This window comes from Hyphomonas sp. FCG-A18 (assembly GCF_045287255.1).
GTDB lineage: Bacteria > Pseudomonadota > Alphaproteobacteria > Caulobacterales > Hyphomonadaceae > Henriciella.
Window position 1 is genome coordinate 518,748 of record NZ_CP137142.1, and the last position, 12,265, is coordinate 531,012.

At 58.2% G+C, this 12,265-nt stretch carries 12 protein-coding genes; 9 read left to right on the plus strand and 3 right to left on the minus strand.

Going from position 1 to position 12,265, the window contains the following annotated elements; translation table 11 throughout:
- The first annotated feature begins 10 nt into the window (after positions 1 to 10).
- Genes RYZ27_RS02545 through RYZ27_RS02565 form a run of 5 tightly spaced genes read left to right on the plus strand, consistent with a single transcriptional unit; the run spans position 11 to position 4,483 of the window.
- Positions 11 to 532 (plus strand): MaoC family dehydratase, encoded by a 522-nt coding sequence (locus tag RYZ27_RS02545; protein WP_406680790.1) that lies wholly within the window; start codon positions 11 to 13, stop codon positions 530 to 532.
- Between the two features lie 9 nt (positions 533 to 541).
- Positions 542 to 1,741, plus strand: a complete 1,200-nt coding sequence (locus RYZ27_RS02550; RefSeq protein ID WP_406680791.1) for an acyl-CoA dehydrogenase family protein — start codon at positions 542 to 544, stop codon at positions 1,739 to 1,741.
- Complete coding sequence (locus tag RYZ27_RS02555) at positions 1,741 to 2,880, plus strand: CaiB/BaiF CoA transferase family protein (protein WP_406680792.1); 1,140 nt, start codon at positions 1,741 to 1,743, stop codon at positions 2,878 to 2,880. The genes RYZ27_RS02550 and RYZ27_RS02555 overlap by 1 nt, the downstream gene beginning before the upstream one ends.
- On the plus strand, positions 2,877 to 4,046 hold the full coding sequence (locus tag RYZ27_RS02560; RefSeq protein ID WP_406680793.1) for a CaiB/BaiF CoA transferase family protein: 1,170 nt from the start codon (positions 2,877 to 2,879) through the stop codon (positions 4,044 to 4,046). Before RYZ27_RS02555 ends, RYZ27_RS02560 begins: the two co-directional genes overlap by 4 nt.
- Complete coding sequence (locus RYZ27_RS02565; RefSeq protein ID WP_406680794.1) at positions 4,043 to 4,483, plus strand: hypothetical protein; 441 nt, start codon at positions 4,043 to 4,045, stop codon at positions 4,481 to 4,483. The genes RYZ27_RS02560 and RYZ27_RS02565 overlap by 4 nt, the downstream gene beginning before the upstream one ends.
- On the opposite strand, the gene RYZ27_RS02570 is transcribed toward RYZ27_RS02565, so the two are convergent.
- Together RYZ27_RS02570 and RYZ27_RS02575 are read right to left on the minus strand one after the other, a co-directional pair.
- Positions 4,480 to 5,193 carry a GntR family transcriptional regulator gene (locus tag RYZ27_RS02570; protein ID WP_406680795.1) on the minus strand — a complete coding sequence of 238 codons (714 nt, stop codon included), beginning with the start codon at positions 5,191 to 5,193 and terminating at the stop codon, positions 4,480 to 4,482. The genes RYZ27_RS02565 and RYZ27_RS02570 overlap by 4 nt on opposite strands.
- Before the next feature lie 2 nt (positions 5,194 to 5,195).
- Entirely contained in the window at positions 5,196 to 6,452 is a 1,257-nt protein-coding gene (locus tag RYZ27_RS02575) for an acetyl-CoA hydrolase/transferase family protein (RefSeq protein ID WP_406680796.1), read from the minus strand.
- A 69-nt stretch (positions 6,453 to 6,521) separates the two neighbouring features.
- On the opposite strand from RYZ27_RS02575, the gene RYZ27_RS02580 reads away from it, so the two are divergent.
- The 4 genes from RYZ27_RS02580 to RYZ27_RS02595 are packed head-to-tail and all read left to right on the plus strand — an operon-like array spanning position 6,522 to position 11,798.
- Entirely contained in the window at positions 6,522 to 7,814 is a 1,293-nt protein-coding gene (locus RYZ27_RS02580) for an MmgE/PrpD family protein (RefSeq protein WP_406680797.1), read from the plus strand.
- A complete protein-coding gene (locus tag RYZ27_RS02585) occupies positions 7,811 to 9,184 on the plus strand; it encodes an MmgE/PrpD family protein (protein WP_406680798.1) in 1,374 nt (457 codons plus the stop codon). The genes RYZ27_RS02580 and RYZ27_RS02585 overlap by 4 nt, the downstream gene beginning before the upstream one ends.
- The gene (locus RYZ27_RS02590; RefSeq protein ID WP_406681751.1) at positions 9,184 to 10,578 is read left to right on the plus strand and encodes a phenylacetate--CoA ligase family protein; all 1,395 of its coding nucleotides are present in this window, start codon (positions 9,184 to 9,186) and stop codon (positions 10,576 to 10,578) included. The genes RYZ27_RS02585 and RYZ27_RS02590 overlap by 1 nt, the downstream gene beginning before the upstream one ends.
- Positions 10,575 to 11,798, plus strand: a complete 1,224-nt coding sequence (locus RYZ27_RS02595) for an amidase (RefSeq protein ID WP_406680799.1) — start codon at positions 10,575 to 10,577, stop codon at positions 11,796 to 11,798. The genes RYZ27_RS02590 and RYZ27_RS02595 overlap by 4 nt, the downstream gene beginning before the upstream one ends.
- 1 nt (position 11,799) lies before the next feature.
- Here the strand turns inward: RYZ27_RS02595 and RYZ27_RS02600 are convergent, their stop codons facing one another.
- Positions 11,800 to 12,258: an N-acetyltransferase family protein gene (locus RYZ27_RS02600; protein ID WP_406680800.1), complete on the minus strand. Its 459-nt coding sequence runs from the start codon at positions 12,256 to 12,258 to the stop codon at positions 11,800 to 11,802.
- Positions 12,259 to 12,265 lie beyond the last annotated feature (7 nt).

Sequence of the window (12,265 nt, forward strand, 5' to 3'; positions counted from 1 at the left end):
AGGATTAGATATGGTTCAGAACTGGAAAGAAGTCGGCCCCAATCGCTATCGCGAGACCTTTGGGCGCTATTTCGAAGACTTTCATGAGGGGGATGTCTATGAGCATCGCCCCGGCAAGACCGTTACGGAATATGACAATCACCTGTTCACGCTTTTGACTCTGAACACCCACCCCATGCACTTTGATGCAGAATTTGCAGGGGCCAGTGAGTTCAAGAAGAACCTCGTCGTTTCGCCTTATACACTGGCCCTGCTGATCGGCATGAGCGTGACCGATTGCAGCCAGAAAGCCATCGCTAATCTGGGCATGGACGAGGTGAAGTTCACCGCCCCGGTTTTTGCGGGCGACACGCTGTATGCTGAGAGTGAAGTGCTCGGTAAGCGCGAAAGCAAATCCCGCCCCGGACAGGGCATCGTAACGATTGTAACCCGCGGGTTCAATCAGGATGGCACCATGGTGTGTACCTTCAAACGGAACATGCTGATCCCCTCAAAGGGCAATGCCGTCGAAGACAAAGTTGAGAATTATTAGGAGCCCATCATGCCAGATAGCGCACCCCTTACATCTGCGGCATCCGAGGAAGAAGCCCTCATGCTTGATGCCATCGACAAGTGGCTTGAGCAAAAGGTCAAGCCCGTCGCGATGGAGCTTGAGCACGCCAATGAATACCCCATCGCCCTTGTCGAGGATATGAAAGAGCTTGGCCTGTTTGGCGCTCTGATCGATCCGGAATATGGCGGCCTTGGCCTCTCGGCTTCGCTCTATGCCAAGATTGTGACCAAGATTTCCGAAGAGTGGATGAGCCTGACCGGGATTTTCAATTCCCACCTGATGATGGCCCAGATTGTCCAGCGCTTCGGCACGGACAAGCAGAAAGAATATTGGCTGCCGAAATTTGCCACGGGTGAAATTCGCGGCGGTCTTGCTCTGACAGAGCCAAATGCCGGGACGGACCTGCAGGCGCTGACGACAAAAGCGACCCGTGTCGGTGATAAATACGTGGTCGAGGGCGCAAAGACCTGGATTTCAAATGCGATTGAAGGCCAATGCGTTGCGCTCCTTTGCAAAACCGATCCAAGTGCTGAGCCGCGCTATAAGGGCATGTCGATCCTGATCACGCAGACCAAGAACCCGGAAACGCAGGAAGACCTGCCGGGCGTCACCAATGGCAACAAGCTCTCCAAGCTTGGCTATAAGGGCATTGATAGCGGCGAGCTGATCTATACCGGCTATGAGTGTGATGCTGAGCTATGCCTGATCGGCGGCGAAGAGGGTAAAGGCTTCTTCATGGCCACGGGTGGTCTTGAAATTGGTCGCATCAATATTGCCGCGCGCTCTGTCGGGATTGCCCGCCGCGCTTTGCGGGAATCCATCGCCTATGCGCAGACCCGTCACACCATGGGCAAGCCAATTTGTGAGCATCAGGCGATCCAGCTCAAGCTCGGTGAAATGGGCGCGAAAACACGTGCGGCTGAGTTGCTGGTTGAGGATGCGGCGCGGGCTTATGACACGGGTGCCCGGATCGATATGGAAGCCGGGATGGCTAAATATTTTGCCTCTGAAACCGCGGTCGAAGTCGCCACCGAAGCGATGCGCATCCATGGCGGCTACGGCTATTCCAAGGAATATGTGATCGAGCGGCTTTACCGTGATGCACCTCTCATGTGCATTGGTGAAGGCACCAATGAGATGCAGCGTATCATCATCTCGAAACAACTGGTTAAACGGAACCCGATCTGATGGCTGACCAGCCGCTTAAAGGCGTTCGCATTCTGTCGGTGGAGCAATATGGGGCCGGGCCTTACGGCACCATGCTGCTCGCCGATTTAGGCGCTGAAGTGATCAAGATTGAAGACCCGGCGCGCGGCGGTGATGTCTCGCGTTCGGTCGGGCCATATATGCTGGGGCAGGGGGATTCTGAATTCTTCCAGACTTTCTCGCTCGGCAAAAAATCTGTGACGCTGGACCTGAAATCCGAAGACGGGCGCGCCCGCTTTCACAAACTGGTTGAGGGCGCCGATGCGGTTGCCAACAATCTGCGCGGGGATCAGCCTGCAAAACTTGGCCTGACCTATGATGACCTCAAGGCCATCAATCCAAAAATTGTCTGCGCGCACCTCTCGGCCTATGGCCGGAAATCAGAGCGCGCGGCCTGGCCAGGTTATGACTATTTGATGCAGGCTGAGGCGGGCTTCATGTCGATGACGGGGGAGCCGGACGGGCCGCCGGTCCGCTTTGGTCTTTCCATGGTCGACTTCCATACGGGCAGCCAGATGGCGACAGCACTGCTGGCCGGTGTAGTCGGTGCGATGCGCACAGGGCAGGGCTGCGACGTTGATGTCTGCCTGTTCGACACGGCGTTGCATCAACTATCCTACCCGGCGACCTGGTATCTCAATCAGGGGCATGTCACAGGGCGTTTGCCGCGTGGTAGCCATCCCTCAATCACGCCGAGCCAATTGGTGAAAACCAAAGACGGCTGGGGCCTTCTGATGTGCCAGACGCCGAAATTCTGGGACCTCTGGTGCGGGCTAACGGGCAGTGAGCTTGGGCAGGATGAGCGTTTCGCCACCATTCCGGCCCGTCGGGAAAACCTGTCCGCGCTTAGTGATGCTGTTGATGCGGTGATGATGACCAAGACCACAGCAGACTGGATGGACGTGCTGGGCGGTAAAGTCCCATTTGCGCCCGTTCTGGACATCGGGCAGGCGCTTGATAGCCCTTATGTCGAGAGTGTTGAGATGACCGCGACGGTCGAGCATCCCGATGCCGACAAGGGCGTGCGCGTACTGGCCTCGCCCTTCCGGGTGAATGGGCAGCGGCCCAGCCTCTCCCGCGCCCCGAAAATGGGGGAACAGGACAGCGAGTTCGCCTCATGAAGCTTGCTGGTCTGAAAGTCCTTGACCTCTCGGCCTTCCTGCCGGGGCCGCACATGACGATGATGATGGCTGACCATGGCGCGGATGTGATTATGGTCGAGCCCGCCAATGGCATGGGCGAGCCGGTACGCGAGATTGGCGAGAAAACTACCGATGGCAATTCGGTCTGGCTCCGCAATGTCGCGCGCGGTAAGCGTAGCCTGAAACTCAACCTGAAAGACGAAGACGGGCGCGACCTTTTCTATCGCCTCGCTGATGAGGCTGATGTCGTGGTTGAGGCTTTCCGCCCCGGCGTGGTGAAGCGGCTGGGCGTTGATTATGCGACGCTCAAGGCCCGCAACGCGCGTCTGGTCTATTGTTCAATCTCAGCCTTCGGACAGGATAGCTCGCTGGCCAAAAAGCCCTCTCACGATACGGGTGTTCAGTCGCTGGCGGGCTTGATCGATCTCAACCGTGGTCTGGAAGATGGCAAGCCCGCTATGCCATCCATTCCTTTCGCCGATGCGTCCGCCTCGCTGATGGCGCTCTCAGCAATCCTGATGGCGCTTTATCGCCGCGAGACGACCGGTCAGGGCGACTATATCGACATGGCGATGTATGATGCAGCGTTGGCGTGGACACCAAACGTCCTTGGCCCGACCTTTACGGTTGATGCGCATCCACCCGTAAAGAATATGCGTAGTTTTGGCGGCTCAGCCCTGACCAATCTCTATGAGACATTTGACGGGCGCTTTATTGCATTCAGTGGGCCGGAGCTGAAATTCGCCACTAATCTGCTGACCGCCTTAGGGCGAGAAGACCTGATCGAGATTGCCAAACGTCCACCGGGACCGGAGCAAGCCCCGCTGCGGGCGTTCCTTAAAGAGACAATAGGCGCAAAACCGCTTGAGCACTGGCTTGCCTTTTTGGAGCCCATCGACTGTGCCTGGGGCTGGGTGCGCAGCCTGAAAGACGCTTTCGACGATCCGTTTACCGCAGAGCGCGGCATGGTATTTACCGATGCGCAGGGCCACCGGCATATCGGCCCGCCGATCAAGTTTGCGAATGAGCCACCCGAGCCCAATCCGACTGTCCCGACCTATGGTGGCGACAGTGTAAAAATCGCGCAGGAAGCTGGCCTGACCGCTGAGCAGATTGAGACCTTACAGAAGAAAGGCGTGATATGACCGAACTTCGTTTCCCCGCCCATCGCGCCCATGAGGGTATTTGGACCGGCACCTATCGCCATGTCGATGCGCAGGGACGAGAGGAAGAGTTGATTACCTCGCATGTGACCTGCCTGTTTCCGGAAGAAGACGGTGTTTTCTATCGTCAGATCATTCATCTAACCCATCCTGATGGCTCGATCACAGAGGCCGGGTTTGATGGCGTGGATAAGGGGGATCACCTCTGGTTCGATACGCCGACTTTTATTGGGAAAAGTTGGGAGACGCAGGACGGCGTGATCCTGCTCAACCTCCAGCGCAAGGACGAACCCGGCGCGCACTTCGTTGAAGCCATTATCATGGGCGAGGGTGGCAAGCACCGCGCGCGAACCTGGCACTGGTTCAAGGACGGGCAGCTCTACCGCCGGACGCTCTGTGACGAGGTTCGGAAGGCTTAGCCCTTCGCCCGGTCAAGCCGCATTTCATAGGCAAAACGCCCGGCCGGGTGCAGGCTTTCAGAAAACAGGATGATGTCGCCCTTGGCATCACGATAGCGCCGCACCGTGCGCAGCGCAGGTGAGCCCTTTTCCACGCCCAGACGATCGGCCTGACTTTTGTTCAGGGCCACTGCTTCCATGCGTTGAACCACGCGGTCAATCGTAATCGCGTGATGGCCATCCAGCCATTCAGAGATCGAACCGGGAAGGGTCTCAACCGTTTTCTTATCTGGGGCATATTCGCTTCGAACATAGACTGCGGTAATCGCCTGAGGCTGCTCATCACCAACCCGCCGGAAACCGATATATTGTCGATAGTTTCCGGTTAGGCCAAGGCGGTCCAGCGTATCCTCATCAGCGTCCTGCATCACGGTCACGTCAAACCGCGTATGCCGGGCATATTGCAGGATGGAATCGAAGTCGCCAATCGGTTGGGCAAAGGCCGGGGCGCCCGGCGCACTGACGATTGTTCCTGCGCCGCGCCGCCGCTCAATCAGGTGATCATCGGTCAGGATGCGCAGGGCTTCACGGGCTGTGTGCCGGGAAATACTATGCTCTGCGCAAAGCTCCATTTCTGTCGGCAAGCTGTCACCGGGTTTGTAAGTGCCATTGGTGATTTGCTCACGCAGCATGTCGGCAATCTGGCGATAGCGTGGGGCCTGGTTCGTCATATTTACAGCGTCCTCCGAATGTCATCCCACGCGTTGGATAGATTATCGCGAAACGCAGGGTCGGCAATGGCGATCAGTGCCGCAGCGCGCTGATCAATCGTCTTTCCGCGCAAGTCGGCAACACCATGCTCCGTCACAACTGTGCCGACATCAGCCCGCGCGATCGACGTCGCATCCGCCGGCAGGCGAGGCACGATCCGGCTGATTGTACCTTTGCGCGCCGTTGAGGTCAGCGCCACAATTGCCCGCCCGCCATCGGATGCCGCCCCTCCGCGCAGGAAATCCACTAGGCCACCCGTGCCGGAAACCTGCTTGCCGCCAATAAACTCAGCATTGGCCTGCCCAAACAGGTCGACCTCAATGCAGGAATTGATCGCCTTGAAGTTCGGGATGGCCGCCAGTGTTGTGATCGCATGGGTGTGCCGGACAGGCCGAAAGGCAATCCGAGGATCGCTTGCGGCGCGTTCATACAGGGCATCTGTGCCAAGTGCGACACCCGTCGTGATGGCTCCGGCCTCATTTGCGATACAGCCTTGATCGAGAAGGCCGAGCAGCGGGTCGGAAATCATCCCAGCATGGATTTTCAGATCCTTATGGCTGGTCAGTTTCTGAAGAACCGCTTGTTGCACATTGCCGAGGCCAAATTGCAGCGTGTCCCCCGGCTGAATAAGGCTGGCAATATGCTCCCCAATCGCCGCGAACGTCTCCGGCAAACTCGCCGCCTCAACCTCTACAAGCGGTGTATCGATCTCGCTGACATATTGAAACCGCGAGAGCGGAACGCTCAGGCCGTCTTTCGGACGGGGCATAGCCTGATTGATCAAAGCCATAACAGGAATATCCGCGCGCTCCAGAATCTCGTTTGAAAAGTCAGCCGAGACGCCAAGGCTGATCTGCCCGTTCTGATCTGGAGGGGTCACCATAACGACCGCGCCATCAAGCGGGGTCTGGCTGAGATGCCTTACGCTTTGGGTATAAGACAGCGGGAGGAAGCGCGTGCGCCCGGCATCAAAGGATGGGCGCAGAACCGGGGACAGAAATATCGTCTCGGCTTGAGCTTCTTCATGCAGGCCCGCCCAATCGGTCGTGTTCACGCCGGGAATCCAGATGCCGGTAAAGGTCAGCCCGCGTGCCAGCTCAGGTGTTTTCTGCAAACCCGCGACCAAAGCCAATGGCTCGCCACTGCATCCCGCGACATAGAGACGAGCTTTTTCCGGCATATCCTGTCTGAGCTGTGTGAAAGCCTCAATTGGCGTCATTGCGATTTTTCCTGCGATTGCGTCACTTTGTGGTTCACTCTTTCCTAAAGAGTGTGCTAGCAAAAGCAAATGTCCGGACAAATTGCAAATCCGACTCTCTTACAACGCCTGGCGAGCTATCTTGCGCGCCCGGTTGATACGGGTGCGCAGGCGCGGGCGAACCTGCATTTGCTGGACTGGGTTGGCTGCGCAATTGCCGGGGCGGTTGAACCCGCAGGTAAAATGCTCAAACAGGCCAAACCTGCAGGTCCATCCGGTGAAGCTTTCTATTGGGGCGGGATTGGCAACATTCTGGAAATGGATGATGTCGACAAGCGCGCGCTGCTTCATCCCGGCCCGAGCATCATCCCAGCGGCCTTGGTGTGCGCAGACGAAGCTGGGCAAAGTGGTGAAGCCCTCATCAAAGGGATTGTCCACGGTTACGAAGCCACGATCCGGCTGGGTCGCGCGGTTGGAACAGGGCATTACGCGCTCTGGCACAGCACCGGGACTTGCGGTCCGATTGGCGCAGCGGCAGCTTGTGCCTCACTCTTGGGCCTTGATGATACCCAAACCGCCCATGCGCTGGCTCTGGCAATGAGTCAGGCGAGCGGCCTTTGGCAAACCCGGCATGAGCCTGCGAGTATGGGTAAACAGCTTCATACCGCTCATGCTGCCCGAGCCGGGTATGAAGCCGCGCGATTGGCAAAAGCAGGGTTTACCGGGCCTCTGACCATTCTCGAAGGTGAGCAGGGTTTCTTTGCTGCGACCTGTCCGGGTGCAGATCCGGCGGATATTTTGGCGACTTATGAGAGCGACTGGCTGATCCATGATGTCAGCTTCAAACCGTGGCCGGCCTGTCGTCATGCCCATGCAGTCATCGATGCGGCTTTGGCCCTGTCCAAACAGACAGATATGAGCGGCCCGATTGAGGTGCGCACCTATGGCGATGCCTTGAAATTCTGTGACAAGCCAAACCCGCAAACCGTAATTGAGGCAAAGTTCTCGCTCCAGCACGCTGTAGCGGTATGTGTCGTGCGCGGAGAGCCGCAATTGGAGGATTTCCTGCCCGGGGCGATTGAAGATCCAGCCATGAAGGCCGTGCGGGCGCGTGTTAACGTTGCCGAGGCTGAGCCTTACGCTTCCGCCTATCCTGCCCGCTTTGGGGGTGAGGTCTCGGCCAATGGTGTCACCGCCAAAGCCCCGGATGCTTTAGGCGATCCTGAAAATCCGGTTTCGGCGCAGCAGATTGAGGGTAAGGCGCTCACGCTGATGAAAGCTGGCGGGATGGAAGATGACGCTGCCACCAATCTTTTGGCACTTGCCAAAGACCCTTCTAAGCTGCCCGATTTAGTCGGGGTTTTAAGAGGGGTATTGGGATGAGTGGAATGATTGACGCTGTTGTCGCCCATGGTCTTGGCGCGCAATATGGCGACCTCCCGGAAGAGGCCCGTAAAGCCGTACAGACTTATCTGCTCGATACACTCGGGGTGGGTATTGCCGGGGCAGCCGTGCCACTGACAGCACGGGTTCGCGCCGCGGCGGGGCATTGGGCGGATAGTGGTACGGCCCATGTCTGGGGCCAGAACGCGATCCAGACCACGCCGGCCAATGCTGCCTTTATCAATGGTTTTCAGATTCACTGTCAGGAATTTGACTGCGTACACGAACCCGCCGTGGTCCATCCGCTCGCGACCATCCTGTCTGCCTTAATGGCTGAATGCGATGCGCAGGGCGGGGTGAGCGGTCCTGATCTCGCGATGGCGATGACCGTTGCCGTCGACCTCGCTACAGGGATCGGCATCAGTGTCACCAGCCCGATCAAATTTTTCCGTCCGGCCAATGCAGGAATCTTCGGTGCGACCCTCGGCGTCTCCCGCTTGCGTGGCTTTACACCAGAGCAAGCCAAGGACGCGCTTGGTTACGCTCTCGCCTTCAATTCCGGCACGATGCAGGCTCATGTCGAGGGCAAACCTGCGCTGCCCGTGCAGATTGGCAATGCGGCCCGCGGAGCGATTATGGCCTGTGATATGGCGCAAGCGGGCATGCCCGGACCGCATGACAGCCTCGAAGGGCCATTCGGTTATTTCGCTCTGTTTGAGGACGAGGCCGACCCAACAGAAGTGATTGCCTCGCTCGGCAAGGTCTGGCGCATCGCAGAGGTCAGCCACAAGCCGTTTCCAACCGGGCGCGCCGCGCAGGGTGGTATTGTCCTGATGCAGAAATTGCGCGCGCAGGGTGTGACCCCTGAAAATGTTGAGCATATCAAGCTGACCGCCCCGCCGATCATTCATCGTCTTGTCGGGCGCCCGATCAGGCCGGATATGGCGGTCAATTATGCCCGTCTCTGCTTCCAGTTTTCCGGCGCCGTAGCCCTGCGAACGGGTAATGTTGGCCTCACTGACTTCAGCGAAGAGGCGCTGCGCGATGCAGACACTTATGCGCTGGGCCAGCGGATCGAGGTTGTCGACGATGGCTCGCCTGACCCGGCAGCCTTCGTCCCACAAGTCGCGCGCGCCACGCTCAAGGATGGGGGCGTGGTCGAGGCCCGGATCGATGCGCTGTATGGCTCGCCCGCTGACCCGATGAGCGAAGCGGCGCATCTGAATAAGTTTCGCGCCTGCGTCGATTTCGGCTTTGGGACCCCGCGCCCGGACATCGCGGATCAACTGATCACTTTGACAAATAATCTGGAGGCTGTGACGGACGTTCGCCTGCTCAGCCGCCTCGCTGCTGGACTGGAGGCCAAATGATGGCTGCGCAACACAAGACCTATTTCAACTCTGTCGATTGGGAGGCGCTGCAGCGTGATCACCCGATCGGTGATGACTTCGTGACCTTCGCCAAGAAAAGTCAGGATGAAATTCGTGCGCATCAGGAAAAACTGTTTGCCCGCTGTGTTGATCGCGCCTGGAAAGTTCCGTTCTACCAGAAGCTCTGGGGTGATGCCGGGATTGAACCGGGCGACATTAAAGGCCTCGACACGCTGCCTTCCCTGCCCGTCTTCGACAAAGCCGACATCATGGACAGCATCGCCCGTAACCCGCCACTGGGCGATTTCGCCGGGTTTGAAAGCCATGAGGGTGGCCGACCACCCGTCATCATGCACACCACCTCCGGTACGACGGGAACACCGCAAGTGCTCCTTTTCGGGGCTAAGAGCCGGGAAGCGCAAAACTTGCTGCTGGGTCGGCTTTACCGTTTTCAGGGCCTGCGCCCGGATGATGTCGTGCACTCGGTCTATGGCCACGGCATGATCAATGGCGGCCACTATGTCCGCGAGAGCGTGATCCACTGGACCAGCGCGATTTTCATGTCTGCCGGGACCGGGGTTGAGACCCGTTCTGTGCGCCAGGTCGAACTGATGCGCGATTTCGGTGCGACCGTCATTGTTGGCTTTGCCGACTATATCAAAAAGCTCGCCCGCGTTGCGGTAGAGCAGGGGATCGACCCGGTAAAAGACCTCAATATCCGTATGGTTTCCGGTCACTTGGGCCGTGAAGATAAGCAAAGCCTGTCTGAAAGCTGGGGCGGGGTTGAGTGTTTTGACTGGTATGGCGTTGGCGATACGGGCTGTATTGCCGGTGAAGGTCCGGACCGGGATGGGCTCTATGTCATGGAAGATGCGCAATTCCTTGAGGTTTGCGACATTGATAGCGGCGCGCCGCTCGCCGATGGAGCGCAGGGCGATATGGTCTGTACCTGCCTCTACAAGGACGACATCTATCCGATCATCCGGTTCAACACCCATGACGTGACCAAGGTGAAAACCGGATCGTCTTCTCTGGGCCTGAACTTCAAGCGGATTGAGGGCTTCCTCGGGCGCTCGGACAATATGGTGAAGATTCGCGGCATCAATATCTTCCCACAAGCCATGGGGCCACTGCTCGAAGAGGTGTCCAGCTTTGCCGGAGAGTTCATCTGTAAAGCCGAGCGCGATGCCGCTGGCCGGGATGAGTTCATTGTCTGCGCCGAGGTCAATGGCCCACAAGGTGAGGCCGAAGTGTCAAAGTATAAGGCGCTCCTGAAACAGAAGATCGGCATCGATTGTGGTGTTGAGCTTTCTGGGCCGGGCAGCCTTGCCGCCCTGACCCAGACTGAAGTAAGACAAAAGCCCATTCGACTTATTGATGAGCGGTTCAAATGAGCCGCCCCGATTATCGCGCCCGGATTGCCGATCTGAATGGTGATCTCAATGCCTTTCTTGACCTGTCCGATGAGGCGCAGGGCGATGGTCTCTGCTGGGGCGTAAAATCAAATATCGCGATCAAGGGCTTGCCGCTGACGGCCGGGATTGAGGCCTATCGCCACCGCATTGCGGAAGAAAACGCGACCGTCATCTCCCGTATCCGTGCCTCTGGCGGGACAGTTCTCGGCACGGTGAACATGCATGAAGGCGCACTCGGTGCGACCACCGATAATGAAGCCTATGGCCGAACCCAGAACCCCTGGCGCAAGGGGCTGACACCCGGAGGATCTTCTGGCGGTTCAGGCGCGGCGGTTGCTGCTGGCCTCTGCGATGTTGCGCTCGGGACTGATACAATGGGCAGTGTGCGTATCCCGGCGGCCTATTGCGGCGTGCAGGGGCATAAGCCAACCAGTGGCATTGTCCCCGATGAAGGCGTTGTGCCGCTTTCAACCACGCTGGACCATGTCGGCCCCTTGGCGCGCGATGTCGAAACGCTTTGGCAGGCTATGCACGTGCTCGCCGATTGGGGGCCAGCGCCCGCGCTTGAGCCTGCGATCCTTTCGGGGCTGCGGATCGGGGTGTGGAATGGGGGCGGCACGGTTGATCTCACTTTGCCCGTCAGCGCCGGATTTGAAGCCGTCGCAGCCAGACTCGCCAAAGCCGGGGCAAAAACGAAAGCCTTCACACCCCCCGTCTATGACTATTCCCGCTCCCGCCGCGCCGGGCTTCTGATCTCTGAGGTCGAGGGCGCGAAAGAACATGGCGTGACCGCTGAAGGCGATCAGCCCGAGGGCTTCAGCGAGACCTTTATGGGCCTGATGCAATGGGGCATGCGCCAGTCACCAGAGAAGCTGGATGCCGCCTATGCGCATATCGCCGAGGTTCATCACGCAGCTATGCAGGTCTGGGACGAGGTCGATTTCGTCATCGCCCCAACGGCCCCGCAACAAGCCTTCGGCTTTGATGATCCCGTCCCCGCCAATCAGGCCGATTTCACCGCCTGGGCCGACTTTGCTTATCTACCTGCTACTGCCGTCTTTACAGGGCTCTGTTCAGACGGCCTGCCGCTCTCGTGTCAGATCATCGGACCAGAAGGCAGCGATCAAGAGACTTTGAAAGCCGCTGCTGCGGTCGAGGCGCTCCTTGGCAAACCACCCATGCCAAAAGGGTATGAGTAGTCTAATCTTCCAGTTTCAATTTCATGCCGACATGGCTCGCCTCGAAGCTTAGGCGTTCATAGAAGCGGTGCGCGTCGGGTCTGGCTTTATCGGTTGTGAGCTGAACGAGCTGGCACCCGGCTTTCTTTGCTTCTTCAATCGCGTACACGAACAGTTTTGTGCCGAGGCCTGTATTGCGCTCGTCACGGCTGACCCGGACGCCTTCAATTGTAGCGCGTTTCGCGCCCATACGGGCGATGCCAGGTGTGATTGTCAGTTGAAGACAGCCCTTAATCGAACCATCGGGAGCTGAAGCGACGATGAGGTGATTTCCGATTTGATCCGTTAGCTCTTGGAAGGCCGTTGTGTATTCTACAGGAAGAGGGTTAGTCAGCTTTTCCCGCGTCGCGCCGAGGGTATCATCGGCAAGCAGTTCGACGATAGCGTACAAATCTTGCTCGGTTGCTTCGCGGAAGATCATGGGTTTC

Coding starts and splice junctions, on each gene's coding strand:
- RYZ27_RS02545 (WP_406680790.1), top strand. CDS start 11: ATGGTTCAGAACTGGAAAGAAGTCGGCCCCAATCGCTATCGCGAGACC.
- RYZ27_RS02550 (WP_406680791.1), top strand. CDS start 542: ATGCCAGATAGCGCACCCCTTACATCTGCGGCATCCGAGGAAGAAGCC.
- RYZ27_RS02555 (WP_406680792.1), top strand. CDS start 1,741: ATGGCTGACCAGCCGCTTAAAGGCGTTCGCATTCTGTCGGTGGAGCAA.
- RYZ27_RS02560 (WP_406680793.1), top strand. CDS start 2,877: ATGAAGCTTGCTGGTCTGAAAGTCCTTGACCTCTCGGCCTTCCTGCCG.
- RYZ27_RS02565 (WP_406680794.1), top strand. CDS start 4,043: ATGACCGAACTTCGTTTCCCCGCCCATCGCGCCCATGAGGGTATTTGG.
- RYZ27_RS02570 (WP_406680795.1), bottom strand. CDS start 5,193: ATGACGAACCAGGCCCCACGCTATCGCCAGATTGCCGACATGCTGCGT.
- RYZ27_RS02575 (WP_406680796.1), bottom strand. CDS start 6,452: ATGACGCCAATTGAGGCTTTCACACAGCTCAGACAGGATATGCCGGAA.
- RYZ27_RS02580 (WP_406680797.1), top strand. CDS start 6,522: ATGTCCGGACAAATTGCAAATCCGACTCTCTTACAACGCCTGGCGAGC.
- RYZ27_RS02585 (WP_406680798.1), top strand. CDS start 7,811: ATGAGTGGAATGATTGACGCTGTTGTCGCCCATGGTCTTGGCGCGCAA.
- RYZ27_RS02590 (WP_406681751.1), top strand. CDS start 9,184: ATGGCTGCGCAACACAAGACCTATTTCAACTCTGTCGATTGGGAGGCG.
- RYZ27_RS02595 (WP_406680799.1), top strand. CDS start 10,575: ATGAGCCGCCCCGATTATCGCGCCCGGATTGCCGATCTGAATGGTGAT.
- RYZ27_RS02600 (WP_406680800.1), bottom strand. CDS start 12,258: ATGATCTTCCGCGAAGCAACCGAGCAAGATTTGTACGCTATCGTCGAA.